We start from the raw sequence: 22,765 nt of genomic DNA, 5'->3' as shown, positions 1-22,765 counted from the left end.
ACACAACATAACTAAGTGCGGCTGGAGTACTAAGCCACGGAGTCGTGGTTATCGACACCGAATGGCGCTGCGTCCTCGGCGAGATACCTTTCATCGCACGAGATTCCGACCTCATGCTATTCATCGACCTGCAGCTCAATCCAGGTGAGACAACTCTCGACAGCTACCGGGTGCCGCCGGACAGACAGCAACGGATTCGTAGATGTGCACTGCTGTGGCTCAACAACAACCCCAGTCCGTTCCGCAGAGTCCGGTTCGACGGGATTCGGGTCATGGTCGAACCGGGTGTCGAACCACGCGTCGAGCACATCCCAGCCGTGTTCTAGGCGCCGACCGCCCACAGTTGCGAGCGAGATCCGCGCAGAGCCGTCGAGTTGCGCTGGTGGGTGCAAGTTTGTAATCGTCACTGCCTCAACCATTTTCCCTCACAAACACACGGATTGTTGCGGAGCGACTGCTGCCGGCGGCGATGATCTTGCCGTCGGGTTGGACGGCGACGGTGTTCGCGATGTCTGCTTGGGAGGGCACTGCGACACCCCGCAGCGGTGAATCGAGGCTCAGACCGCCGACGGGCCGGGCTTATGGAGTACCAGCCATTCCGGCAGTGTGTACTGGTAGCTGCCCTGCGTCGCAATCTCGTACTCCAGCATCCGGATCTGCCCAGATTCGTACTCGTCGGCCGCACGGTACGTCGTTGCCGCTTGCACCATGGCTGCTGCGGAATTGGTAAGGCCGTTGCTGGCTGTGGTCAACAGCCCGTCGAGCACGTGTGCCGCCTCGTTGAACTTTCCCACCGCCCTCGGGAACTGGTGATCCACACCGACGATTTGCGCTGCCGAACAGGCCGTCGCTGCGGCGCCGTATTGCTCACCGGCCGCCGGTAGGGTGCGATACCCGGTGTAATACAGCTGTACGACGTTGACGACAACCGCGTCCTTGGCATCGTCGAGTCCCTTGAACTCCAGTTCTTGATACGCCGAGGATTTCAGGTTCGGGCGCTGCAGCCGAGCGGTCGGATTGCTGAATGGCCCCGACTCGTTGAGGTCCGTTTCGAGTCCCTGGTTGATCTTCTCGTCCAACTCGGCGATGTTCCTGTCGAGTCCGTCCAACGCGGTCCACGCGTTGTAGAGGAGCGTGCTTGCGACTGCTATTGGACCCGAGCCGGTAACGTCGATGGGCCACTCGTGGAGTTGAGACTTCGATTCGGCGATCATGCCGCCACCCCACCCGGTAGCGGCAAGAGCCACATCGATGATGTCGAGTTCGGGTGCCGTCACTGCTTTGAATACCGCGACCGCGTCGGCCATGACACTCACGAGTCCGGCTATTTCTTTGCCACTTGTCTCCTCTTCACCGGGAGCCGTACCGGCGCTACCACCTCCGCCGAGAAGTACAATCAGTCTCTTGCAGATCCATACAACGGATTCCTTGGTCAGCTCGACAGCATCGGCGAGCGCCGTCGCGGCGATTGCCAGTTCTCGCACGCACAGGGCGTGGACCGCAGCGGCTTGCCCGAACGGAACCAAGAAATTATGGTAGAAGATATCCGCCCCATCTCCTTTCCATAGCCCGAGATGGATCAATTTCGTCGCATCGTCAACGTTCCCGGCAGCCCTTGCGATACAAGAGAACACGGAAGAACCCGCCGGCCATGTCCACTGGTCCGAAGAAACAAGGAACTGATCAGCGACCTGCGCCAGATCAGGTCCATCCAGCGAGTAGTACCCTCGGAATCGGGCAGCGAGGGTCGATACGTCACTATGGAAAACCGACTCCGCCTGCTGGTTTTGACTCGGAGTCCCCCCGGGCGACTGGGACATATTGAACTCGAATAAACTCTCAGCCGCTGACACAAGATTTGCCAGCAGCGGCTCCAACTCGCCTTGCAATGACATTACCATGGAATCAAATCCTCGAGATAACGATCTTGAAGTATCGTACGCATGTTTGAACTTCACCGCACAGGAATCGTGCACCTGAATGATTCAGGCACTTGGCAATGAACCCGGGCCGGGTGGGCCGAGACCCGGTGACAATTCGACAGCCGGAATCAGATTCCGAACAGTGGATACCAGCACCCCGCGGTCGGCAGCAGCACCGCTCGGCCACCCGCACCGCCGGTCGCCGGACGAACCGTCGATGACCATGATCGCCGCGGCGGCCCGAATGCCATGCGCTGCAACACCTTCGCGGTAACAGCGGCCAACTCGACAGCAGATTCGATTGTGCGACATCGACGGCAGTTGATGCCCATTCTCGTGTCCCCTCCCTCACGCTACTTCGGCGCCATCCGAACCATCGGTGATGGAACGCTCGCGCCGGACCCGTCGGCGCTCTATCGGCTCACCGGCTGGCTGTCGCGCCAGAGCCATACATGAACGATAGGAGGAAAGAGCGGCGATGGCTGGTGTCTTTTACGACAGATTAGGTACCATTTGCGACATAGGTGGCGGTACTCGTCGTTGATGCAACGTGACGACGTTGTTCACCGGGGGCGAATCATGGACGCCCGCCACCCGGACATCCACCAGAATCTCATCCGGGCCCGGCCGCGGCGTTCGCCGTTCACGCAGCCGCAGTACCTCGCGCCCGCCCGGATTCTCGATGCTGACTCACTTGGTACGAGCCCTGCCGAAGCTGAACGCTATTGGGTCCGATCTCGTCTCGGTGCGGATCTCCAGACAGCGTCCGACCCGCGTACTTCGGCGATGGTCGTGCCGCGGCGGCGTCGGAACAGTGCCCGCAGCGTTCCAGCGTTGAGGTAACCGACCTGCGTGGCGATCGCGTCTACGGGCAGGGCGGTCGTCCGCAGGAGCCGCGTGGCTCGTTCGAGGCGGATCTCGTCGCCGAAATCCCTGGGTGACATGCCCAGCTGGGCCTGCGTCGCACGCTGCAGACTGCGCGCCGTGGTATCCAGGGCCTTTGCCGCGTCGGCGATCGTGAACTGATCGGCGACGTGTTCGCGCACCCAGCGTTCGAATGACGCGACGAGTGAGTCACCGCGGGCGACGACCTCTGGAATCGAGAACTCGATCTGTGGCCCTCGATTACCGATCGCCAAGTACCTGGCGACGAGTTCGGCCAGCGCCGGACTGACCGAATTGATCAGTGACAGTGCAAGATCCAGGTGCGAAAGGGATGCGCCGGCGGTGGTCACCCCGCGCGCGAGGCACAGGGTGCGGCCCTCCTGGACATCGACTTCGGGATATCTGCGCCGGAAGGTGGGGCCGAGCCACCAGCTGGTTGTCGCCGTGAGGCCGTTCAGCACCCCGGCCTCGGCGAGGAAGACTGTTCCGGTGCAGGCTCCGGCCAGGTGGGTGCCGCGCTGGTGCTCCGACGAAATATGTTCCAGTATTGGCTGATTCGCGGGCGCGGAAATCAGATCGACCAACGCTTCGGAGTCGAGTACACCGATTGCGGGCACGATCATCACGTCGATCTCGCCGAATAGATCGTCCAGTGGTGTGGTCGGTACGAGGTGGCCGTGCCAGGTCCGGACGCTGGTGCCCAGCGACGCGGTGCGTACCCGCCAGGGTGGGGGAGGGCTTTCCAGTTCGGCCAGCAGGGCATTGGCCATGCTGAAGGTCTCGAGTACCGCCGCGAATCCGAAATCGGCTACACCGTCGATGACGAGTACCGTAGCCTCCATGTCGCAAACAGTACCAAAATCTATAACGACCTCCGGCCACGGAATACCCAGCGGGAGTGCAACCTACCCAGCGGGAGTGCAACCAATGCCACTCACCTGAGTGCAGTTTTCAGTCTGCTGCAACGCAATGTCTTGGACCGGCAGCGGTGGGACACCCGCGAACAATTACGGATCGCGATCGTCACCTGGATCGAACGCACCTACCACCGCCGACGTCGACAAGCCCGCCTCGGCCGGTTGACCCCGATCGAATTCGAAACCATCATGACCCCAGCAGCCCGACAGGCTGCTTAACCACTGTCACCTGAACGTGCAGCAGCCCCATTGGCTACCAGTTCGATACTCAACCTTCCGACCGGGGATTCCGCCTGTCGTCCACGGTTCGATAGGCCGACTCCCGCAGCAGCAAAATCTCCAGTTCCGTGAGGGCAATCGTCAGGGCGACCGTAGATCTCACTCGCCGAGGTCCGCGGCCCTTCCGGCGTCTGTAGGCCCGTTGCCTGCACGCAGGCTTGCAGTATCTGGGACGTCGACCAGGAGAGCCGGCCACCGGCCGCCGCAGTGGTGTGCCGCAGGCTGTGCACGATCTCTGACCACCTGGATCGCAGTCCCCCTCATGGCTCGTATCGAACAGGTCCCTGAGCTCACTGCGGTGCAAGGCAGCGAGCAATGAATCGAGGCCAGCGTCGGTGCGCTCCAATTGATGTAACTGTTCGGCCCATTTCGAGAAGCTCGCCCACTCCGTACATGGGATATCCGCCGTGCATGACTTCCTGGAGCAGACCGTCAGCTTCTCTCCAGGTGAGCTTTCGAGTGACATGGTCGCCGATGCCATCTCTCCTCGTCTTTCGTCTGGTCACCGCGGTTCCGCCTCCGACTCCTGTTGCGCGACACCGGCCTGTGGAGGAGCTTCGCCGTGTGCGCGCGCTACGACGACCGAAAGCGGCGGCGAAGGCTTCGAATACACGTGGCACATCCTCCGGGCCAGCGGTCCTTCACATCCACACACGGCTCGCCGATCACATAGATGTCTTCTCTCGCTGCGGTATTACTGCCGGTGACGGACAGCAGTCAACGGTGGCAGTCGGTGTGCGGAACTGTCACCACATGAACCCTGCTCACGCTGACCCCGCGTCCGGTGGTCTCCCGAATCAGGTCGTTCCAGCTGTTCTTGTACTCGTCGTCCGGCAGCGCGGGCTGCCCGTCGAGGAATCGCCGAAACCGCTCCGATTCTGCGGGCACCATATAGGCGTCTCGGACTTCGAGGTGAAACGCTTCCTGTGCACAGTTGCGGAACACATTGCCCCAGGGCGATGGCTCAGCCGGTAGGTAGAGCACCGTAGAACGTCCTTCTGATCTTCGGAACCTCGATCGCGGTCTCATGGGGCGCCAGATCGAGCTGAGCAAGCGTCTCAGATTCACTGACAGGTTGGCCAGTCAGGCGGTTACGCGCTGGTGGCGCGAGCCTCGCCGTCAGTGGGTGTGAGCAGGGTCAGGCCGGTGTCGTAGCGGCGGTACAGCAGATGCCCGCGGCCCGAACTCGGGTCGGTGTAGAACAGGAACGGCAGTCCCTGCTCGCACACCCGGTCCACGGCGGCGGTTTCGGTAAGCGCCGGTGCCGGGCGGGGATTGACCGTGAATGGTCCCGGCTCACCTGGAGTCGAATGTGAAGGTTGCGCGCCGTGCTGGCGGGCCAGCCGCACCCCCGACGGCCCGGCGCGGTAGACGATGGCGTCCTGGCCGGTGGCGGCGTCGGTGAACAGGTGCACGTCGTAGTCCATCGCGTCCATCACCGCGACGGCCCCCGCCGGTCGGCCGGCCGCCAGCGGGACCGATTTGCGGCGGGCCAGTTGTCCCGGCCCCGGGGTATCGAGGGGTGGCCGGGTGAGATCGGGCCATGGTCTGGGTTGCCACGGTGACCGGATCACGGTGATCAGCTGTTCGAGTCGCACCACGACCGGTAGCGCGTCACCCGGGCCGTGTGTGAGTGTCTGGATCCGTGCCGGTGTGTCACCGACGTGCAGGTTCACCTGGACCAGAAACGGGCCGCCGTCGCCGGTATCCGGGCCGGTGATCCGCAGCCGGGCGCCGCCGCCGACCTCGAGGCGGTCCAGCAGCCGGCCGACCGCACCGGCGAATCGTTCACCTTCCAGGGCAGGGACCCTGCCGTGCGGGTACACGATCACGTTCGCAAACACCGTCGACTCCCATGGATGCGACTCACCCGACACCACACCCTCCTGGTTTCTCCGCCCTGCACCCCCGGTCGGCCCGATCAGGGTGCCTCACCGCTCGGACACCCGGAAAGGGTCGAAAGGCTCTATTATGCGCAATTTATTCATTGCATCTTTATGCAAATAGTGACTGGATCGTGGGCTTTTCTGAACCTTCTGTCCGTGGGTGATGTTCTCCTGGAAGCTGCCGTGACTGACCACCGGGATCGACCGCCAGCCGCGGCGGCTGGCGGCGACCGATGGTACGGATCGGTCGGGGCGTCGAACCCCGGGCCCGGGTCGGGGCTCTCTGGCTGGTTGTGTTGTGCGCGTGCCGATTCCGGCGTTCGGCTACCTGGTTGTCGTGGTCAGGAAGTCGATGATGATGCGGTTGACCTCCTCAGGGCGTTCCAGGTAGCCGTAGTGGCCGCAGTGCTCGATCTCGACGTAGCGTGCCCCGGGGATGGCCGCGGCGACCTCACGGCCGAAGACCGGTGGTGTCATCTTGTCATCGGCGAATCCCACGACCAGGCTCGTGATCTTGATATGGGTGTAGGCGGCGAGACGATCCTGGGAGCGATCCATGCCGAGCTGCCTACGGACGCCGGGGGACGGCTTCGCAGCAGCACTGTATTCGAAGATGTCGAGCCACTGCTGGGCTCGGTCGGGGTCTTGCAGGGTGTCGGGTGAGAGATTGAGCATGGCCTTGACGGCTGCCGCGTAGGCAGGGGGTAGAGCGATGTTGTTGTCGTACAGGGCTTGTTCGCCGGCGTTGAACATGCGTGCCAGCGGATGGGGGCGCCCGACCGCGCCGAGCATGATCGCCTTGCCCAGCAGCTCGGGGCGGGCGAGGGTGAGTTCTTGTACCACACGTGCCCCCATGGAGTGCCCGACGACGTGGGCGGGCGCACCCAGATGCTCGATCAGTGCGGCGGTGTCGGCAGCCAGATCGTCGAAGCTCATTCCGGCCGCGCCCTCGTCGGAGGGGGCGATGCCGCGGTTGTCGAAGGTCGCCACGCGGAATCCGGCCTTCACCAGGGCGGGTACCTGGTAGGTCCGCCACACCCGGCCGGGGCTCGCGCTGCCCATGACCATCACGACGAGGGGGCCGGTGCCGGTGACCTCGTAGTTGAGTCGGATCCCATTGAGGGTTGCGATGGGCATCGTCCTTCTTTCAGATAGCAGCGAACTTCGAAACTTGTGCGAAGTTCTCCTATTTCACGGTTTCGCAAACAGTAGACCAAGGTCGTGGTCTGAGCCCGAACTGGCCTGGGCTCAGACCCCGCGCGGAAGTGGCGAACCTCACGCCTTACCAGCGACGCCGCCACGGGCGGCGATCGGCAGTTAACCCCACGCTCGCCATCAGGGGGTGCACTACGTCACTGATTGCAACTTTTCTAAACTCAAAACCTAGTTGTTTTGCGAAGGAGAACATCGTCGTGACCGATCAATCCACCGCCGTCACCGAAACTGGGTCTGGCGCAAGCACTGTGAGCGCGCGGGCACTGTTGCCGGTCTGGTCCGACTGGCGCGCGGGCGTGCGTGCCCCCCCGGCGCGGACCTACTGTCCGGGCTCATCGTCGCGCTGGTCGCGCTCCCGCTGGCGCTGGGCTTCGGGATCTCCTCGGGCCTCGGCTCGACCGTGATCACAGCGACCGGAGCGGCCACTGTCACAGTGCACCACCAACGCCCGGTGCGGGCCGTTGCTGCGGACCCTGCTCATCGACCACGACATCGTCGTCGACACCGGCCCACAGGACCCGATCTGGAGCGTGCCCGCCCGCACCGTCACCGCACCCGCCAACCCCTTCGACTACTCCGCCCTGGCCGTGCCCGGGCTTCCCAGCGCCCTGTGCGGCCACGCCACCCCGCACACTCACCCCGCACATTCTCGCTGCAGCAGCCCACGCGCTGGCGCTGCTCACGCCGGTCGGGCAGGCCCTGCCCCACCTGCACGACCGGCGGCTGGTACCCGTCGTCGCCGCCCACATCAGCGACATCCTGGACACGACCACCGCACAACCCGCCCCACGCTGACACTGCGCCACACATCGAGACCCAGTAACGTTCGACGACACACACCGGAGCAGCCATGGTGATGACGCCCAACCGATTCCGCGCTCGCCACCCGCACCCGACCCCACCCGCACCGGTGAAAAGCGGCCATCAGCGCCGCAGCACGATCACCGACCTCGAAGCAGGCGTGCGCACGCTCGAAGTGCCGCAACTGGGGCATTCGCTGGTCTGCGAGCACGCCGCCACCCACATCCTCGGCCCGGCCAGCATGGCCGTGGTCATGCTGTGCAGGCACAACGCCCACCTGGTCGAACAAGCCATCCGGGCCCGCTACCTCGACGACGTGGAGGTCAGCACCGACGGTGACGTCCTGACCATCACCCTCAGGACCGCACGAACCGGCGAGCGTGGAAGACGATGACCGTGGACGACTCCGGACCGGGTGAGTGCGCACCGGAAATGATCAATGTGACGATCGCGGTCCTACGCAACCGCCGACCCGCCGACGGTGTCCAGACTCCGACCCCCTGCGAGCAGGGATGGGTGCCAGGAACCCTCGACACCGACGGCGAACCGGTCCGGGTACTGCTGGTGACCAACGTCGACTCCCTACCCGGCACGATCCGCCCGGTACGCCCGATCGGCCTGCTCACCGGCACGAAACACCGTGCTGTGGTAGCGGTGCCGCACGAACGCTACGGGCCAGGCTTCGCCGACATCCACGAACTCACCGACCTGCCACCCACGCTGGTCGAGCGACTGTGCGTGGGCTTCGGCCACACCGATCGCGGCACCACCGAACAGGCCAGAATGATCATCCGTGCAGGTATCGAACAGTTCGCCGCCCGAGGCTGACGCGGTGGACCGACGCCGACGATCGGATGGTTGGAGATGGTGGCGAGCCCATCCCGCTGGGGAATGGTACGGCAGCACTGGTAATAGTGGGTGACGGCAGCCGTTGGGAGTTGCGGTCGGATCCTCGAGGACATGCCATTTCTCTACAATCACAAGTCGGCGCCGAAAAATTGCTGTCCCGTTTCGCTGAGCCATCGGAGTCCGATCACCAGCCAGGCGATCGTTGCCTGAAATCGACTCTTGCGGACTTTTCGCCGAGGTGGGGGTCTTCTAACATTGTTCCGGTCCGGTGGTCACCCGCTTTGCGGCTTGGTCAGCGGCTGTGAGCACGGTAGTGGCGCGTCTTCTCGCCGATTGCCCGCGCAGGGAGGCGGCAGAGTTCACGTTCACGGATTGTTTCCGGTGGTTCGTTCGCGCTCACTCGCAGGAGGGTTCGATCATGGCCGTCAAGAGTAAACCGTCGCAGGACTTGGACACTCGATAGCGGTGGCACCGCGTGGGCATACTTGGTCTCAGGACCACAGGTGTCCGCGCCTGTCATTCTCGTTGCCGAACGCGGCTGCGACGCCGCATCACTCGAAGTCTTCGCCGAGGTGGTGAACGGCCCGCGGTATCCTCTCGGCAACGAACTTGCCGAGCGCGGCCGGGATACGATCCTGGTCGGCTACGGCCCTGACTTCATGCCCCGCCTATCCAGGAACTCGAACATCGCCACTGGCAGCACCACCGATGTGGAAGACCTGACCGCGCAGAATGATCCGGGCCTGTCGACGTTCGATGACGCGCTGTATGCATCCACACCTCCGGCGGATTCATCATGGATGAGCGAAGAAGCCGGACGGTGGCTGCTGGACCGGCTTCCCTGACACCCCACGCGGCGTGGGCGCGACCGGACTCACGGGCCGCGCTCATTCCTGAACCAGATGTGGCGGAGGACTTCACCGTCCAACCGAGCGAGCGCACCGCACCGCGCCCAAGCCACTGACCACCGGTCAGGCCCCGCGATATCGGCGACCGCACCACCGAACTACCCCGTCAAGCGTCGGCGGCGGTATTGCTGAGGATTCCACACGGCGCACCCGCCGAGCACTCGGGCGGTCATGCCATCAGATCGGGCCGGTAAATTGAAATTCCGGAAAGGAGCTGTACACGAGCATGTCAGCGGATTCATGCTCCGTGCCCTCGTCGCCTCGGCGAACTTGCCGGCGGACAGGCATGACACACGGAGCAATCGCGGATATCGGTAACCTGATGAAGTCCGTTGCGGTTGCTGCCGCGGCACTGTCCGTCTTGTCGGCATGTTCTTCCGATATCCACGGAAAAATCCTCAGCCGCGATGGCGCTACCGTCTATGGAGAACCGCTGCGCTCGAAAACTTCCGCTTCGAAACATGAACCAGTCGAGCTGGGGAAACTGCAATATATGACACCGATTGTGATCGAATGCTACCTCGGGTCCGACCGGTCGTACCGAATCTTGTACAAAGGCAAGACCGCGTATATCGATAGTGATGTCAGCATTGCTCTCTCGGACGGTAGCCCTTTACATCCCGCGAATATCGACAACTGTGGATAACAGGCTGCATAATGCGCGGCGGTGCCGGATGCGGGGCAGCGCACGTGCATTTCAGCTCAGCTGGCCACTGACGACCCCCTCCTTGCGGATGCGAATTTCTGTAACGATCGGCAACGCATCACTGCGGCCGTGTGGGAGCGGCTGGATCCGCGCCGGTGTCACCGAGGTTCACGTGCACCGGGATGAGCACCGGACTGCTGTCACACTTCGGCCAGCCGAACACCGCCGGCCACACGACGCCATTCCAGTACCCGGCGGGCCGCACCGGCGAACCGTTACCCGTCGAGGGCCGCCACCCGGCCGTGTGTCAACATCACCACGTCGGGAAACGAGCACGCCGGCCACGGCTCCGACGTCGGCAGTTATCACATCGTCGACATGTTCTCGACATATCGACCGGCGCGCCCGGAGCCAGCCTGCGGTGCCGATCCCGAAAGCCGAGCCGGAAGGCCCGCTTCTTCGAGTTTCTTTGTTGCAGTGTTGCGCAAACAGTAGATCTAGGTACAGGTTTCTGCTAAACCTTCTCTGCATGGGTGATGTATCGGTGCTTGAAGGTCGCTGCGCCGCCGGGTTCGGGCGGTAGTCGGCGGTGAGCTGGCTGGGCAGGATCGTACGGATGGGACGGATCGCCGAGTCGGCGCCCGAGGTCCCCCGGGCGGCGGATACGCCTGCGGCGCTGCGGGGTTCGCTGCAGGTGCGGCATGTGGATGCGGGCTCATGCAATGGCTGCGAAGTGGAGATCTCCGGTGCGTTCGGGCCCGTGTACGACGCCGAGCGGTACGGGGCCCGTCTGGTGGCTTCGCCGCGGCATGCCGATGGGTTGATGGTGACCGGGGTGGTGACCCGGAACATGGCCGAGGCGCTGACGCGCACGCATGCGGCGACTCCCGGTCCGAAGGTCGTGCTCGCCTGCGGCGACTGTGCATTGAACCGGGGCGTGTTCGCCGATGCCTACGGGGTGGTGGGTGCGGTCGGTGAGGTGGTCGATGTCGACGTCGAGATCCCCGGGTGCCCGCCAGCGCCCGAGGCGATCGTCGCCGCGCTGCGGTCGGTGACCGGTCGGTGACAGCGACTGTCGAGGGGCGAGCGCGCGCGGCGGCAGATCCGGTGCGCGAGCACCGATTCGGTGCAGTGGCCTCCGGTGTCGCGGCGAGCGCGTTGGGGGCGTTCGCCGCGGCGACGGGAATGTGCGCGGTGTTCGGCCCGGCCCGAACTGTGAGTATCGGCTGGTTGCTGCCACTGTCGGGGCTGTATCTGCACGTCGATCGGGTGGGCGGGTTCTTCCTGGCGCTCACGGGGTCGGTGACTGTACCGGTCGGGATCTATGCGATCGGATATGCCCGCCGCGAGCGCCTGGGCGCGGTGCCGTTGGCGGTGCTTCCGCTGTTCGTGGTGGCGATGGTACTGGTGCCCGCGGCGGGCTCGGTGACGACGTTCCTACTGGGGTGGGAGTCGATGGCGATCGCGTCGCTGGTGCTGGTGTTCACCGAGTACCGGCGGCCCGAGGCACGCAGTGCTGGGGTGTTCTATGCGGTGATGACCCAGCTGGGGTTCGCGGCGATCCTGATCGGGCTGCTGGTGGCCGCAACGTCGGTGCCTGGCGGGAACCGGTTCGAGGCGTGGGCGGGGGTGGGGCAAGGGACGCGGGCGGTGGTGTTCGTGCTGACGGTGGCCGGGTTCGGGTCCAAGGCCGGGCTGGTGCCGCTGCACGCGTGGTTGCCGCGGGCGCATCCGGAGGCGCCGAGCCCGGTGTCGGCGTTGATGAGCGCGGCGATGGTGAACCTTGGTATCTATGGCATCATCCGGTTCGACCTGGTGTTGCTGGGGCCCGGGCCGCGCTGGTGGGGGCTGGTGCTCGTGATCGCGGGTGGCGGGACGGCGGTGTACGGGGTGTTGCAGGCGTCGGTGGCCTCGGATCTCAAACGGCTGCTGGCATATTCGACCACTGAGAACATGGGGCTGATCACCCTGGCTCTTGGCGCGGCGACCCTGCTCAACGATGCGGACGCGGCCGGTGCAGCGACGGTGGCTGCCGCGGCAGCGGTGCTGCATCTGATCGCGCACGCGGCGTTCAAATGCCTGGGGTTCCTGGGCGCGGGGTCGGTGCTGGCCGGGACCGGGTTGCGGGATCTGGACCGTCTGGGCGGGCTGGCGCGGCGCATGCCGGTGACCACTGCGGTGTTCGGGGTGGCGGCGCTGGGCGCGTCCGGGCTCCCGCTGGGCGCGGGGTTCGTGAGCGAGTGGCTGCTGGTGCAGTCGCTGATCCACACCGGGATCGGCAAGGATCCGGTGGTGGCGCTTGCAGCGCCGCTGGCGGTCGGCGCGGTCGCGTTGACCGCGGGGCTCGGCGTGGCGGCGATGGTGAAGGCGTTCGGTATCGGGTTCCTGGCCCGCCCGCGCTCGCAGCAGGCCGCTGACGCCCGCGAGGCGCCCGGGTCGATGCTGGCGGGCATGGGCATCGGTGCGGGTGTGTGTGTCGTGCTGGGCGTGGCGCCGCTGGTGGTTGGTCCGGTGGTGCGCCGGGTGGTCGCGCAGTTGCCTGCCGCGCGGCGGGATTTCGCCGGATTGGGGTGGACGGTGCGGTTGCCGGGGCTGGCCGGTTCGGTCGCGCCCGGCGCGATCGCGCTGGCGATAGTGCTCGTGATCGCGGTGCTGGCAGTGGGTCTGTGGTGGCGGGCGCGGAGGCGGCAACCGGTTTCGGAGAACGCGCCGTTGTGGGCGTGCGGCGCCGATCAGCCCGATGCGCGGATGCAGTACACCGCGACGTCGTTCGCCGAGCCCTTGCAGCGGGTGTTCGACGATGTGCTGCGCCCGGATTCCGACATCGAGATCACCCACCTGGCCGAGTCCCGGTACCTGGTGGACAAGGTGGCGTACCGGGCACGGATCACCGACACCGTGGAACAGCGCCTCTACCGGCCCGTGGTGCAGATGGTGCGCACAGCCGCGTCGGTCGTTGCCCGCGCGCACACCGGCAGCGTGCACCTGTACCTGGCCTATGGGACGGCCGGGGTGCTGATCGTGCTGGTGGTGTCGCGATGACAGCAATGGCGTACGCGGCCGGTGCCGCGCAGATCGGCGCAGTTATCGGCGGGGCGCCGCTGCTGCTGGGTGTGATGCGGCAGATCCGCGCCCGCGCCGAGGGCCGCGCCGGGCCGGGGGTGTGGCAGCCGTGGCGGGACCTGCGCAAACAGCTACGCAAACAGTCGATCACCCCGACCGGCACCACACTCGTATTCGCCGCGGCCCCACTGGTGTTGGCGGCCACGACCCTGGTCATTACGGCGGTCGCGCCGCTGGTGGCGACCGGGTCGCCCCTGGACGGCGCCGCGGACCTGGTCGCAGTGGTCGGGCTACTGTTTCTGGGTACGGTGGCGCTGATGCTCGGCGGGATCGACACCGGGACCGCGTTCGGCGGGATGGGTGCGAGCCGGGAAACTGTCATCGCCGCCCTGGTGGAACCGACGATTCTGCTGTCGGTGTTCGCGCTGTCGATCCCGGGCGGATCCTCGAATCTCGGTGCGCTCGTGGCGGGTACGCTCGAGCACCCGGGCCGGGTGGCGTCGCTGAGCGGGGTGCTGGCCGCCGCAGCGCTGGTGATCGTGATCATCGCCGAGACCGGCCGCCTGCCAGTAGACAATCCGGCCACCCATCTGGAACTGACCATGGTGCACGAGGCCATGGTCCTCGAATACGCCGGACCCCGGGTGGCGATGATCGAGTGGGCCTCGGCGATGCGACTGACGGTGCTGCTGAGCTTGTTCGCGAATCTGTTCCTGCCGTGGGGAATCGCCAACACCACTCCCTCTACCCTCGAGGTCGTGATCGGTGCCGTAGCGATCGCGGTCAAGGTACTGGTGCTGGCCGCGCTGCTCGCGGTCGCGGAGGTGTTCCTGGCCAAGCTGCGCCTGTTCCGCGTGCCCGAGCTGCTGGCGGGCTCGTTCCTGCTGGCGCTGCTGGCGGTCACCGCGGCGAACTTCTTCACCCGCAAGGGGCCCGCATGACCACCACTGGCTACGCGAGCGTGCTCGATTTCGCTGTAGGCGCCATGGTGCTCGCGGCGGTGTTCGTGGTGTGGCGGCGCGATCTTCGCGCCATCGCCTGGCTACTCGCCGCGCAGGGGTGCGCGCTGGCGGTCATCCCGCTCGTAGCGGGTATCCACCATCGCGACGCACCGCTGCTGGGTGTCGGGGTGATCGTGCTCGTGTTGCGGACCGGGGTACTGCCATGGCTGCTGGCACGCGCGATCGGGGCCGAGCGCCGCGAGTACCGGGAGGCGACCCCGCTGGTGAACACCGCCGCCTCACTGCTGATCGCGGCCGGGCTGACGGTGCTGGCGTTCGCGGTGACCCGGCCGCTGGTGAATCTGGATCCGGCACCGGAAACCGCTGCGGCCCCGGCAGCGTTCGCGGTGATCCTGATCGCGCTGTTCACCATGGCCACCCGCCGCCACGCGATCTCGCAAGCGGCGGGATTCCTGCTGCTGGACAACGGCATCGCCGCGGTCGCGTTCCTGCTCACCGCCGGGGTCCCGGTGATCGTCGAACTCGGCGCTTCGCTGGATGTGTTCTTCGCGGTGATGGTGATCGGCATCCTCACCGGCCGTTTGCGTCGCCTGTTCGGCGGCGCAGACCTCGACCAACTGCAGGAGCTGCACGACTGATGACAGCCCTGATCCTTGTCGCGATCCTCGCGCCCGTCGCGGCCGCGGTCACGAGCATGCTGGCCGGATGGCGCCGCAGCACAGCAGTTTCCGCGCCCCTGAGTGGCGTCACGATTCTCATCTGCGCCGCGGTGCTGATTGCCCGGCTGGACCGGCGAGAGTATGTGCTGGCCGGCGGGTTGCTGCGCGTGGACGGGGTGTCGGTGACGATGCTGACGGTGATCGGTGTCGTCGGCACGCTGGCCACCCTCGCCGGGATCGGCTACATCAATGCCGAACTCGCCCACGCACACACCGACGCCCGCGCCGCCCGCGGATATGCGGCATTGGTGCCGACGTTCCTGGCCACCATGGTGATCGCGGTGTGCGCCAACAACATCGGCGTAACCTGGGTGGCCATCGAGGCCACCACCCTCGCGACCGCGTTTCTGGTCGGACACCGGCGCACCCGCGCCGCGCTGGAGGCCACCTGGAAGTATGTGATCATCTGCTCGGTCGGCATCGTGGTCGCCTTTTTGGGCACCATCGTGCTGTACTTCGGCGCCCGCCATGCTGGTGCGGCCACCGAACAGGCCCTGAACCTGGACGTCCTGCTGGCCCGCGCACCCCATCTGAATCCCGATGTGACCCGCCTGGCTGGTGGGCTGCTGCTGATCGGGTACGGCGCCAAGGCGGGTTTGGTGCCGTTCCACACCTGGCTGGCCGATGCCCACAGCCAGGCCCCGGCACCGGTGTCGGCGCTGATGAGCGGGGTGCTGCTCGCGGTTGCCTTCTCGGTCGTATTGCGCATCACACCGATCATCGACGCTGCGGTCGGCCCTGGATATCTGCAGACCGGACTGCTGATCATCGGTTTGCTGACCATGACGGTCGCGGCGCTGCTGCTGACGGTGACCCGGGACGTCAAACGCATGCTGGCCTATTCCTCGATGGAGAACATGGGGTTGATCGCTGTGGCCGCCGCGGGTGGCACCCGCCTGGCGATCGCGGCGCTGCTGCTGCACGTCGTGGCTCACGGTATCGGCAAGACCGTGCTGTTCATCTCGACCGGGCCGCTGCAGGCCGCCCACGACTCCACCGCTCTGGACGCCCTGGCCGGGGTCGCAGCCCGCTCCCGGCTGCTGGGCACCACCATCACGGTCGGCACCGCCGTGCTGCTCGGGCTGCCGCCATTCGCGATGTTCGCCAGCGAACTGGCCATCGCCCGCTCACTCAGCCAAGCCCATCTCGCCTGGGCCCTCGCGGTGGCGCTGATGCCGATCACCGTCGCCTTCGCCGCGCTGGTGCGCAACACCAGCCACATGCTGCTGAGCTCACCGCCCGCCGGAGCGCCAGCGATCAGTGTGCCCGCCACCACCACGCTGGCATTGTTTGCCGGTGTGGTGGTGGCAGTGGTGCTCGGAATGACCGCTGGGCCGTTCACCGACCTGTTCACTACCGCCGCCGTACAGGTGATCCACCGATGACCCACACCCAGCACACCCGCCGCCGGGTCACCACCGACACTCTGCCCGACACTGCCGAGGCACTCTTCGGCAACGGCTATCGCCTCGGCCTGGTCGCCGCCCACGACGATGGTGACATCCTGCGGATCGTGTATCTGTTCCTGGCCGGGCGGCCCGACCGCCGCGTCGAGCTGGAATGCGGTGTCCCCAAGGCCGATCCGGTGTTGCCGTCGCTGGCCTATCTGTCGTTTCCTGCCGGGCGGTTCGAACGGGAAATGATGGACCTGTACGGGATCCGCCTGCACGGGCATCCACGCCCACGGCCGCTGGTGCGCCACGCCCACTGGCCCCCGCACTGGCATCCCATGCGCACCGACACCGGCGAGATCCCGGATTTCGCCGGCTCCGGCGAACTGCGGTTCCTGACCGTCGGCGGCGACGGCGTCTACGAGATCCCCGTCGGCCCCGTGCACGCCGGGCTCATCGAACCCGGCCACTTCCGGTTCTCCGTCGTCGGCGAGACCGTGGTACGGCTCAAGGCCCGCCTCTGGTACGTGCACCGCGGCATCGAGAAACTGTTCCACGGCCGTCCCGCCACCGGTGCGGTCGATCTCGCCGAACGGATCAGCGGCGACACCTCCGCCGCCCATGCCCTGGCCCACTGCCTGGCTGTGGAGGACGCGCTCGGGATCGACCCACCCGATCACGTGCACCGGTTACGGGCGATGCTCGTGGAGCTCGAGCGGCTCTATAACCACGCCGCGGACCTCGGTGCGCTGGCCAACGACGTCGGGTTCGGTCTGGCCAACGCCCACGCCCTGCGCATCCGCGAATACCTGCTACGCCTCAACGCCACCGTTACCGGCCACCGGCTACTGCGCGGCGCCATCCATCCGGGTGGTGTTGTCCTGCGGGCGCTGCCCGACCCGGAGCAGCTTGCGGCGATCGCCACAGATCTGGCCGAGGTCACCGACCTCACCTTGCGCAACGCTATCGTGTACGACCGCTTCGCCGGCACCGGCGCCCTGGCCGCCGACGACGCGGTCGCGCTCGGCTGCCTCGGCTACCCCGCCCGCGCCAGCGGCCTGACCACCGACGCCCGAATCGACCACCCCACCATCGAAGTGCCCATCACCGAGGCGCACGCCGAGACCGGCGACGTACTCGCCCGCTACACCATCCGCCGCGACGAATTCGCCGCCTCCATCCGCCTGATCACCCATCTGGTCGAAACACACACCGGCCCAATCGAACTCACCACGACATCGAACGGCGACCATCGCCGCGACGGTGTCGGCATCGTGGAGGGCTGGCGCGGTACCGTCGTGCACCGCGTGGAACTCGACGACGCCGGTCGGCTGACCCGCGCGAAAATCGTGGATCCGTCGTGGTTCAACTGGCCCGCCGTGCCCGTAGCGATGACCGAGACGATCGTGCCGGACTTCCCCCTGGTCAACAAGAGCTTCAACCTCTCATACGCGGGCAATGACCTCTAGCTTGGCGCAGATACTTGCACTGTTTGCTAAACTCCGCAAACAACAGGCCGGGTGATGCTCACGACACCGGCCGCCAGCAGAAGGGAGTGGCTGAGCATGCCAGGATTGAGCAGGCCGCTCTATCAGATGAAAGCCGAGTTCTTCAAAACCCTCGGCCACCCGGTGCGAATCCGTGTACTCGAGCTGCTCTCCGAGCGCGAGTATACAGTCGCGGAAATGCTGGCCGAAATCGGAGTCGAAGCGGCGAACCTCTCCCAGCAACTGGCCATCCTGCGCCGCGCGGGGCTGGTCACCGCCCGCCGGGAGGGCCTGTCGGTCACCTACCAGACCACCACCCCCGAGGTCGCCGACCTGCTGGCCGCCGCCCGCGCCATCCTCACCGGCGTGGTCGCCGGTCAGGCCGAGGCCCTCGAACAACCCGCCTGAGCCGGATCCGCACAACACCACGCCCCGGAGCGGACCCCGACTACACACTGATTGCCATTTTTCTAAACTAGATACCCTTGCAGTTTACGAAGGAGTTCTCGCTGTGATTGACCACCCCGACACCGTGGCTACCGTGCCAGCGCCGACCGACCACGACGGAATCCTGTCCTGGGTCGCCGAGATCGCCGAGCTCACCGCTCCCGATCGCGTCGTGTTCTGCGACGGTTCCCGGTCCGAGTGGGACCGGCTCACCGCGGTGCTCGTGGACAAGGGCACCTTCGTGCCACTGGAGGCGAAACCGAACTCGTTCTGGTGCATCTCCGACCCGGACGACGTCGCACGCGTGGAGGACCGCACGTTCATCTGCTCACAGGATCGCGAGGACGCCGGCCCCACCAACAACTGGGTGGACCCGCTGGACATGCGCACCGTGATGACCGAGCATTACCGCGGCGCGATGAGCGGGCGCACGATGTACGTGATCGCGTTCTGCATGGGGCCCCTCGACGCGCAGGACCCGAAATTCGGTGTGCAGATCACCGATTCGGAGTACGTCGCGGTGTCGATGCAGATCATGACCCGCTCCGGTGCGCCGGTGTGGGAAAAACTCGCCAGCGGAACAGATTTCGTGAAGTGCCTGCACTCGGTGGGCGCTCCGTTGGGTGCCGGGCAGGCCGATACGGCGTGGCCGTGCGACAAGACGAAGTACATCTCGCATTTCCCCGAACACCGGGAGATCTGGAGCTACGGCTCAGGTTACGGCGGCAACGCTCTGCTTGGTAAGAAGTGTTTCGCGTTGCGGATCGCGTCGGTGCTCGGCCGTGACGAGGGCTGGCTGGCCGAGCACATGCTCATCCTGAAACTCACCTCCCCACAAGGCAAGACGCACTACGTTGCAGCGGCGTTCCCGTCGTCCTGCGGCAAGACGAACCTGGCCATGCTCGAACCGGCCCTGGACGGCTGGACCGCCGAGACCGTCGGCGACGACATCGCCTGGATGCGCTTCGGTGCCGATGGCCGGCTGTACGCGGTGAATCCCGAGGCAGGATTCTTCGGCGTCGCACCGGGCACCGGCAAGGGAACCAACCCGAACGCGATCGCCACCATCGATCAGGGCAACTCGATCTTCACCAACACCGCCCGGACCCTCGCGGGGGACGTGTGGTGGGAGGGCCTGACCGATACTCCGCCCGCCGGTCTGATCGACTGGCACCGCAACGACTGGAAACCCGAAACGGGAACCCCTGCCGCGCACCCGAATTCGCGCTACTGCACACCGATCCAGCAGTGCCCGTCGGTGGCGCCGGAATGGAACGATCCGACCGGCGTGCCGATCTCGGCGATCTTCTTCGGCGGCCGCCGCAAGACCACCATTCCCCTGATCACCGAAACCTTCGACTGGGCCCACGGGGTGTTCACCGCCTCGGTGCTGTCCTCGGAAACCACCGCCGCGGCGGCCGGGCAGGTCGGAGTGGTACGGCGGGACCCGATGGCGATGCTGCCGTTTCTGGGCTATCACGTCGGCGACTACTTCGCCCACTGGCTGTCCCTGGCCGACCGTGACGGTGCACAATTGCCGAAGATCTTCCAGGTCAACTGGTTCCGTCGCAGCCCAGAAGGCGAGTTCCTGTGGCCGGGCTTCGGCGACAACATGCGCGTGCTGAAATGGGCCCTGGACCGTCTCGACGGCGCCGCCGACGCGGTCCAAACCCCGATCGGGTACGTGCCGACCGCCGATGCACTGGACCTGACCGGCCTCGACGACACCGAGCGCGCACTGGCCGCGCAGGCACTTGCTGTCGACACCGACGAATGGGTCACCGAAACCGCCTTCATCGACGACTGGTACGCCACCATCAGTGGCAACCGGCTCCCTGACCAGCTGCGCGAACAACTCGCCGCGCTGAAACTCCGACTGGCCAGGCCTCTGTGACGGCCCCGGAGCAAACAGTGGGCGGATGGAACGATCGCACGACACCGACACTCATACAACGCATCCGCTACATCTGCGGCGGCACCCTGCCGCCGCAGATGTCGGCCTGGGTGATCAACGACCTCACCGGGCCGGGCGCCGTCCGCCGCTACCTGCTGCGCATCCTCATCCCGATCCTGGTGCTGCTGTGCGGGTTCCTGCTGATCCCCGGACCGCTGTGGATGAGACTGGCCATGATGGCACTGTTGTACCTGCCGCTGATCTACTTCACCGCCGCCCTCATGTACGTCTACCGCCGCGCACGCCTGACCAGCCACGGCCTGGACGTGGGCTTCGCCGACACCGGCAACCGCCAACGCGCCGCCGCCGAACGCGAAGCCTACGAACGCCGCCACGGCCGAGCCTGAACGGTCGGCCGCGACCTGAGCGAATCGAACATATACTAGTTGCAGATTTTCTAAGATAGAGATCTCACACAACGCGACACGTCCAAAAATCGAGGCGCTTCCAGTGACTTTCTCTCTCGACCCTGCCGCCGATGACAGCCCTGTTCTGTACGGCGAACTCGGCGGCCTCGATGTGGCGGTGGTTGCCGTATCGGGTCGTCACAGCCCCAGCGACCGCACGGGGCGCTCGCATTGGGCGGCGATGGAGGACTACACCCTGTTGCTGTGCGAGCGCAGCGCGTTGCGGCCGCTCCCGGTGCCGCTGCTCGTCCCGCACCCTCGGGCCGTGTGCGCACACATCGCCGGGCTTCCCGGCACGGTTTGTGCGGTGTTTCTGATCGGGCTGTCCCCGATCGAAACCGCTGCGGTCCAGGCGATCATGGCAGCCGCTGAAGGCCCGCTGATCATCTCCGAAACCGACACCCTCACCGCAGCCATAGGCGCAGCGACTATGACCACACTCCGCGGGCGTGGCCTGCTACCTGGGCAAGGCCGCCTCGCCGTCCTCTGCGCCGAACACGCACCGCGCCTGCAGCCCGTGCTGCTCGACTGTGGCGCCGCCACAGTCACGACCTACCAGGCCGCCGATCTACCCGGCCCGCTCCTGCGCCGGCTGCTCGTCGACCACGATGTCGTCATCGATCTCGACGGCCTCAAACCCGCCTGGACCATGGCCGCACACACGGTAGCCGCACCCGCCGATCCATACGATTACGCCGCCCTGCCGCTCCCCGGCCTGCTCGCTGCCCTTTGTGGACACGGCAGCATCACAGTGACCGCCACCGCACTGGCCGCCGCGGCACGGGCACTCGCGCTCATCACCCCCGTCGATCGCACACTTCCATCGCTAGCCGACCGACGCCTGACCACAGCGGTCGCCCGCCATGTCAGCAGAGTCCTCGCCTCCCGTACCGGAGAATCGCCGTCCGCCTACCCCTGAACCACCGACAAGTTCTCGCGTCAGCCACTCGGTGGCAAATTTTCAGTGATGTAAGACGATGGTGTGTGCGACACCACCGCCACCGACGACCGCAACCGCTGGCGCCACGAATGAGGACTCGGACCTGCGCACACCCGACCCATGCCATCGGCCAGGACGAGTACGACACAGACCGATTACTCATAATCCTCGACACCGATGAAGCGGTAGCGACGCTGCATCCGTTGGAGCAGTTCGGTTTTCGAACACACACCCACTGATCTCATGCGTGGACGGGTCGAGCGCGTTCTGCGTTCCAGATGGCGTGATCAATTTCCCATGCGGTCACTGGGTGCCCGCCGGTCTTGGTGAGATGGTCGGCGATGTCGGAGAGCACGGTGCGAGCAGTGGCGGGATCGACGTCTGCGCCGTGGCGAGATAGCCAGCGCCGCACCATGCGGTCGGGTTTGATCAAGTCGTCGGCACCGACCAGCATCCACAGATAGCCGCGGCGTATGCCGGCGCTTCCCTCGCCGGGCACCGTTGCGAGATCAGCCTCGACGGCTCGGAGTCGTTCGGCATCGACAAGCAGATCCCGCGCTTGGGGCAGGGTAGTGATGCCATGACCCACAAGGATTTTCGCGTACCGCAGACTGGCATCGGCCTTGAGGATCCCGTTACGTGTGGAAGCACGCCGGCGATTACCCGCGACCGTACTCAGCGCGTCGGCGGCAGGAAACCGACCGAGGAACTTCGGTAGCGACAAGGGGTCGGGATCGGTACCGGCGATGTCCGGGGCGGTTGCGGGGGTGATCCCGAAGTCGGTGGCGACACGGCAGACGACGGTGCTGTAACGGGCGTTGATGCTGAACACCGAATCCAAGACGCAGAAGCTCAGGCTGCGCCAATACGACTGTCGCGGTTGAGGTTGCAGCTCGGCGACCTCACCCGCCACACGGGCAATATCGACCACCTCGCCGATACTGCCACCAATCCGCGTTCCGCCGCTCAGCTAATCGAAACTAGCTGCACCGCAACGGGTTCGAAACCAGGGCGACATGCTCGGCACTTCAGAAGGTGAACTCCCCCAACAAGTTCCCAGCGTCGAGGGGCGCATGCACACGATGGC

General features: G+C 65.7%; 20 protein-coding genes and 2 pseudogenes. 15 read left to right on the top strand and 7 right to left on the bottom strand.

Going from position 1 to position 22,765, the window contains the following annotated elements; genetic code table 11:
• Positions 1–41: 41 nt before the first annotated feature.
• Positions 42–326, top strand: a pseudogene (locus tag NV1_RS39535) (YraN family protein); the annotation flags it as partial.
• A 231-nt stretch (positions 327–557) separates the two neighbouring features.
• On the opposite strand, the gene NV1_RS39530 reads toward NV1_RS39535, so the two are convergent.
• Both NV1_RS39530 and NV1_RS39525 read right to left on the bottom strand, forming a co-directional pair.
• Positions 558–1,958, bottom strand: a complete 1,401-nt coding sequence (locus tag NV1_RS39530) for a hypothetical protein (protein ID WP_169813531.1) — start codon at positions 1,956–1,958, stop codon at positions 558–560.
• A gap of 686 nt (positions 1,959–2,644) precedes the next feature.
• Positions 2,645–3,649 carry a GlxA family transcriptional regulator gene (locus NV1_RS39525; protein ID WP_067904041.1) on the bottom strand — a complete coding sequence of 335 codons (1,005 nt, stop codon included), beginning with the start codon at positions 3,647–3,649 and terminating at the stop codon, positions 2,645–2,647.
• A gap of 108 nt (positions 3,650–3,757) precedes the next feature.
• Here NV1_RS39525 and NV1_RS42950 point away from each other — a divergent pair.
• Positions 3,758–3,943: pseudogene (locus NV1_RS42950) on the top strand (IS3 family transposase); the annotation flags it as partial.
• A 777-nt stretch (positions 3,944–4,720) separates the two neighbouring features.
• Here the strand turns inward: NV1_RS42950 and NV1_RS44275 are convergent.
• From NV1_RS44275 to NV1_RS44270, 4 genes are all read right to left on the bottom strand, one after another.
• Entirely contained in the window at positions 4,721–4,987 is a 267-nt protein-coding gene (locus NV1_RS44275; protein WP_157117692.1) for a DUF6879 family protein, read from the bottom strand.
• 107 nt (positions 4,988–5,094) lie between these two features.
• Entirely contained in the window at positions 5,095–5,847 is a 753-nt protein-coding gene (locus tag NV1_RS39520; protein ID WP_067904059.1) for a sigma 54 modulation/S30EA ribosomal C-terminal domain-containing protein, read from the bottom strand.
• 366 nt (positions 5,848–6,213) lie between these two features.
• Positions 6,214–7,026, bottom strand: a complete 813-nt coding sequence (locus NV1_RS39515; RefSeq protein ID WP_067904038.1) for an alpha/beta fold hydrolase — start codon at positions 7,024–7,026, stop codon at positions 6,214–6,216.
• 506 nt (positions 7,027–7,532) lie between these two features.
• Positions 7,533–7,742 carry a hypothetical protein gene (locus NV1_RS44270; protein ID WP_157117690.1) on the bottom strand — a complete coding sequence of 70 codons (210 nt, stop codon included), beginning with the start codon at positions 7,740–7,742 and terminating at the stop codon, positions 7,533–7,535.
• A gap of 218 nt (positions 7,743–7,960) precedes the next feature.
• Here NV1_RS44270 and NV1_RS39510 point away from each other — a divergent pair, with 218 nt between their 5' ends.
• The 13 genes from NV1_RS39510 (at position 7,961) to NV1_RS39445 (ending at position 21,657) form a co-directional block, all read left to right on the top strand.
• Complete coding sequence (locus NV1_RS39510) at positions 7,961–8,299, top strand: hypothetical protein (protein WP_157117689.1); 339 nt, start codon at positions 7,961–7,963, stop codon at positions 8,297–8,299.
• The gene (locus NV1_RS39505; RefSeq protein WP_067904032.1) at positions 8,296–8,733 is read left to right on the top strand and encodes an inorganic diphosphatase; all 438 of its coding nucleotides are present in this window, start codon (positions 8,296–8,298) and stop codon (positions 8,731–8,733) included. Before NV1_RS39510 ends, NV1_RS39505 begins: the two co-directional genes overlap by 4 nt.
• 524 nt (positions 8,734–9,257) lie before the next feature.
• Positions 9,258–9,599 (top strand): hypothetical protein, encoded by a 342-nt coding sequence (locus NV1_RS39500; protein ID WP_067904029.1) that lies wholly within the window; start codon positions 9,258–9,260, stop codon positions 9,597–9,599.
• Positions 9,600–10,924: 1,325 nt separating this feature from the next.
• The gene (locus NV1_RS39490; protein ID WP_373864707.1) at positions 10,925–11,374 is read left to right on the top strand and encodes an NADH-quinone oxidoreductase subunit B family protein; all 450 of its coding nucleotides are present in this window, start codon (positions 10,925–10,927) and stop codon (positions 11,372–11,374) included.
• Positions 11,375–11,415: 41 nt separating this feature from the next.
• Positions 11,416–13,350, top strand: a complete 1,935-nt coding sequence (locus NV1_RS39485) for a proton-conducting transporter transmembrane domain-containing protein (protein ID WP_373864708.1) — start codon at positions 11,416–11,418, stop codon at positions 13,348–13,350.
• 5 nt (positions 13,351–13,355) lie between these two features.
• Positions 13,356–14,312 (top strand): respiratory chain complex I subunit 1 family protein, encoded by a 957-nt coding sequence (locus NV1_RS39480; RefSeq protein ID WP_157117696.1) that lies wholly within the window; start codon positions 13,356–13,358, stop codon positions 14,310–14,312.
• Positions 14,309–14,971, top strand: a complete 663-nt coding sequence (locus NV1_RS39475; RefSeq protein ID WP_067904018.1) for a hypothetical protein — start codon at positions 14,309–14,311, stop codon at positions 14,969–14,971. The genes NV1_RS39480 and NV1_RS39475 overlap by 4 nt, the downstream gene beginning before the upstream one ends.
• Positions 14,971–16,437, top strand: coding sequence for a proton-conducting transporter transmembrane domain-containing protein (locus tag NV1_RS39470; RefSeq protein WP_067904015.1), 1,467 nt, complete (start codon positions 14,971–14,973; stop codon positions 16,435–16,437). The genes NV1_RS39475 and NV1_RS39470 overlap by 1 nt, the downstream gene beginning before the upstream one ends.
• Positions 16,434–17,912: a hydrogenase large subunit gene (locus NV1_RS39465; RefSeq protein ID WP_067904011.1), complete on the top strand. Its 1,479-nt coding sequence runs from the start codon at positions 16,434–16,436 to the stop codon at positions 17,910–17,912. Before NV1_RS39470 ends, NV1_RS39465 begins: the two co-directional genes overlap by 4 nt.
• Positions 17,913–18,008: 96 nt before the next feature.
• Complete coding sequence (locus NV1_RS39460; protein WP_067904008.1) at positions 18,009–18,338, top strand: ArsR/SmtB family transcription factor; 330 nt, start codon at positions 18,009–18,011, stop codon at positions 18,336–18,338.
• 103 nt (positions 18,339–18,441) lie between these two features.
• The gene (locus NV1_RS39455) at positions 18,442–20,271 is read left to right on the top strand and encodes a phosphoenolpyruvate carboxykinase (GTP) (protein WP_157117688.1); all 1,830 of its coding nucleotides are present in this window, start codon (positions 18,442–18,444) and stop codon (positions 20,269–20,271) included.
• 17 nt (positions 20,272–20,288) lie between these two features.
• The gene (locus NV1_RS39450) at positions 20,289–20,678 is read left to right on the top strand and encodes a DUF5313 family protein (protein ID WP_067904005.1); all 390 of its coding nucleotides are present in this window, start codon (positions 20,289–20,291) and stop codon (positions 20,676–20,678) included.
• 103 nt (positions 20,679–20,781) lie between these two features.
• Entirely contained in the window at positions 20,782–21,657 is an 876-nt protein-coding gene (locus NV1_RS39445) for a hypothetical protein (protein ID WP_067904002.1), read from the top strand.
• A 262-nt stretch (positions 21,658–21,919) separates the two neighbouring features.
• On the opposite strand, the gene NV1_RS39440 is transcribed toward NV1_RS39445, so the two are convergent.
• Entirely contained in the window at positions 21,920–22,609 is a 690-nt protein-coding gene (locus NV1_RS39440) for a DUF8548 family protein (RefSeq protein ID WP_245714168.1), read from the bottom strand.
• Positions 22,610–22,765 lie beyond the last annotated feature (156 nt).

It is taken from the genome of Nocardia vaccinii NBRC 15922 (assembly GCF_001613305.1).
In the GTDB taxonomy this organism is placed as follows: domain Bacteria; phylum Actinomycetota; class Actinomycetes; order Mycobacteriales; family Mycobacteriaceae; genus Nocardia; species Nocardia vaccinii.
This window is presented reverse-complemented; position numbering and strand designations above follow the sequence as displayed.

Bases quoted from the DNA above. Each gene is read 5' to 3' on its own strand.
- NV1_RS39505 (WP_067904032.1), top strand. From the start codon at position 8,296: ATGACCGTGGACGACTCCGGACCGGGTGAGTGCGCACCGGAAATGATC.
- NV1_RS39490 (WP_373864707.1), top strand. From the start codon at position 10,925: ATGGGACGGATCGCCGAGTCGGCGCCCGAGGTCCCCCGGGCGGCGGAT.
- NV1_RS39465 (WP_067904011.1), top strand. From the start codon at position 16,434: ATGACCCACACCCAGCACACCCGCCGCCGGGTCACCACCGACACTCTG.
- NV1_RS39460 (WP_067904008.1), top strand. From the start codon at position 18,009: ATGCCAGGATTGAGCAGGCCGCTCTATCAGATGAAAGCCGAGTTCTTC.
- NV1_RS39480 (WP_157117696.1), top strand. From the start codon at position 13,356: ATGGCGTACGCGGCCGGTGCCGCGCAGATCGGCGCAGTTATCGGCGGG.
- NV1_RS39470 (WP_067904015.1), top strand. From the start codon at position 14,971: ATGACAGCCCTGATCCTTGTCGCGATCCTCGCGCCCGTCGCGGCCGCG.
- NV1_RS39515 (WP_067904038.1), bottom strand. From the start codon at position 7,026: ATGCCCATCGCAACCCTCAATGGGATCCGACTCAACTACGAGGTCACC.
- NV1_RS39525 (WP_067904041.1), bottom strand. From the start codon at position 3,649: ATGGAGGCTACGGTACTCGTCATCGACGGTGTAGCCGATTTCGGATTC.
- NV1_RS39510 (WP_157117689.1), top strand. From the start codon at position 7,961: ATGACGCCCAACCGATTCCGCGCTCGCCACCCGCACCCGACCCCACCC.
- NV1_RS39475 (WP_067904018.1), top strand. From the start codon at position 14,309: ATGACCACCACTGGCTACGCGAGCGTGCTCGATTTCGCTGTAGGCGCC.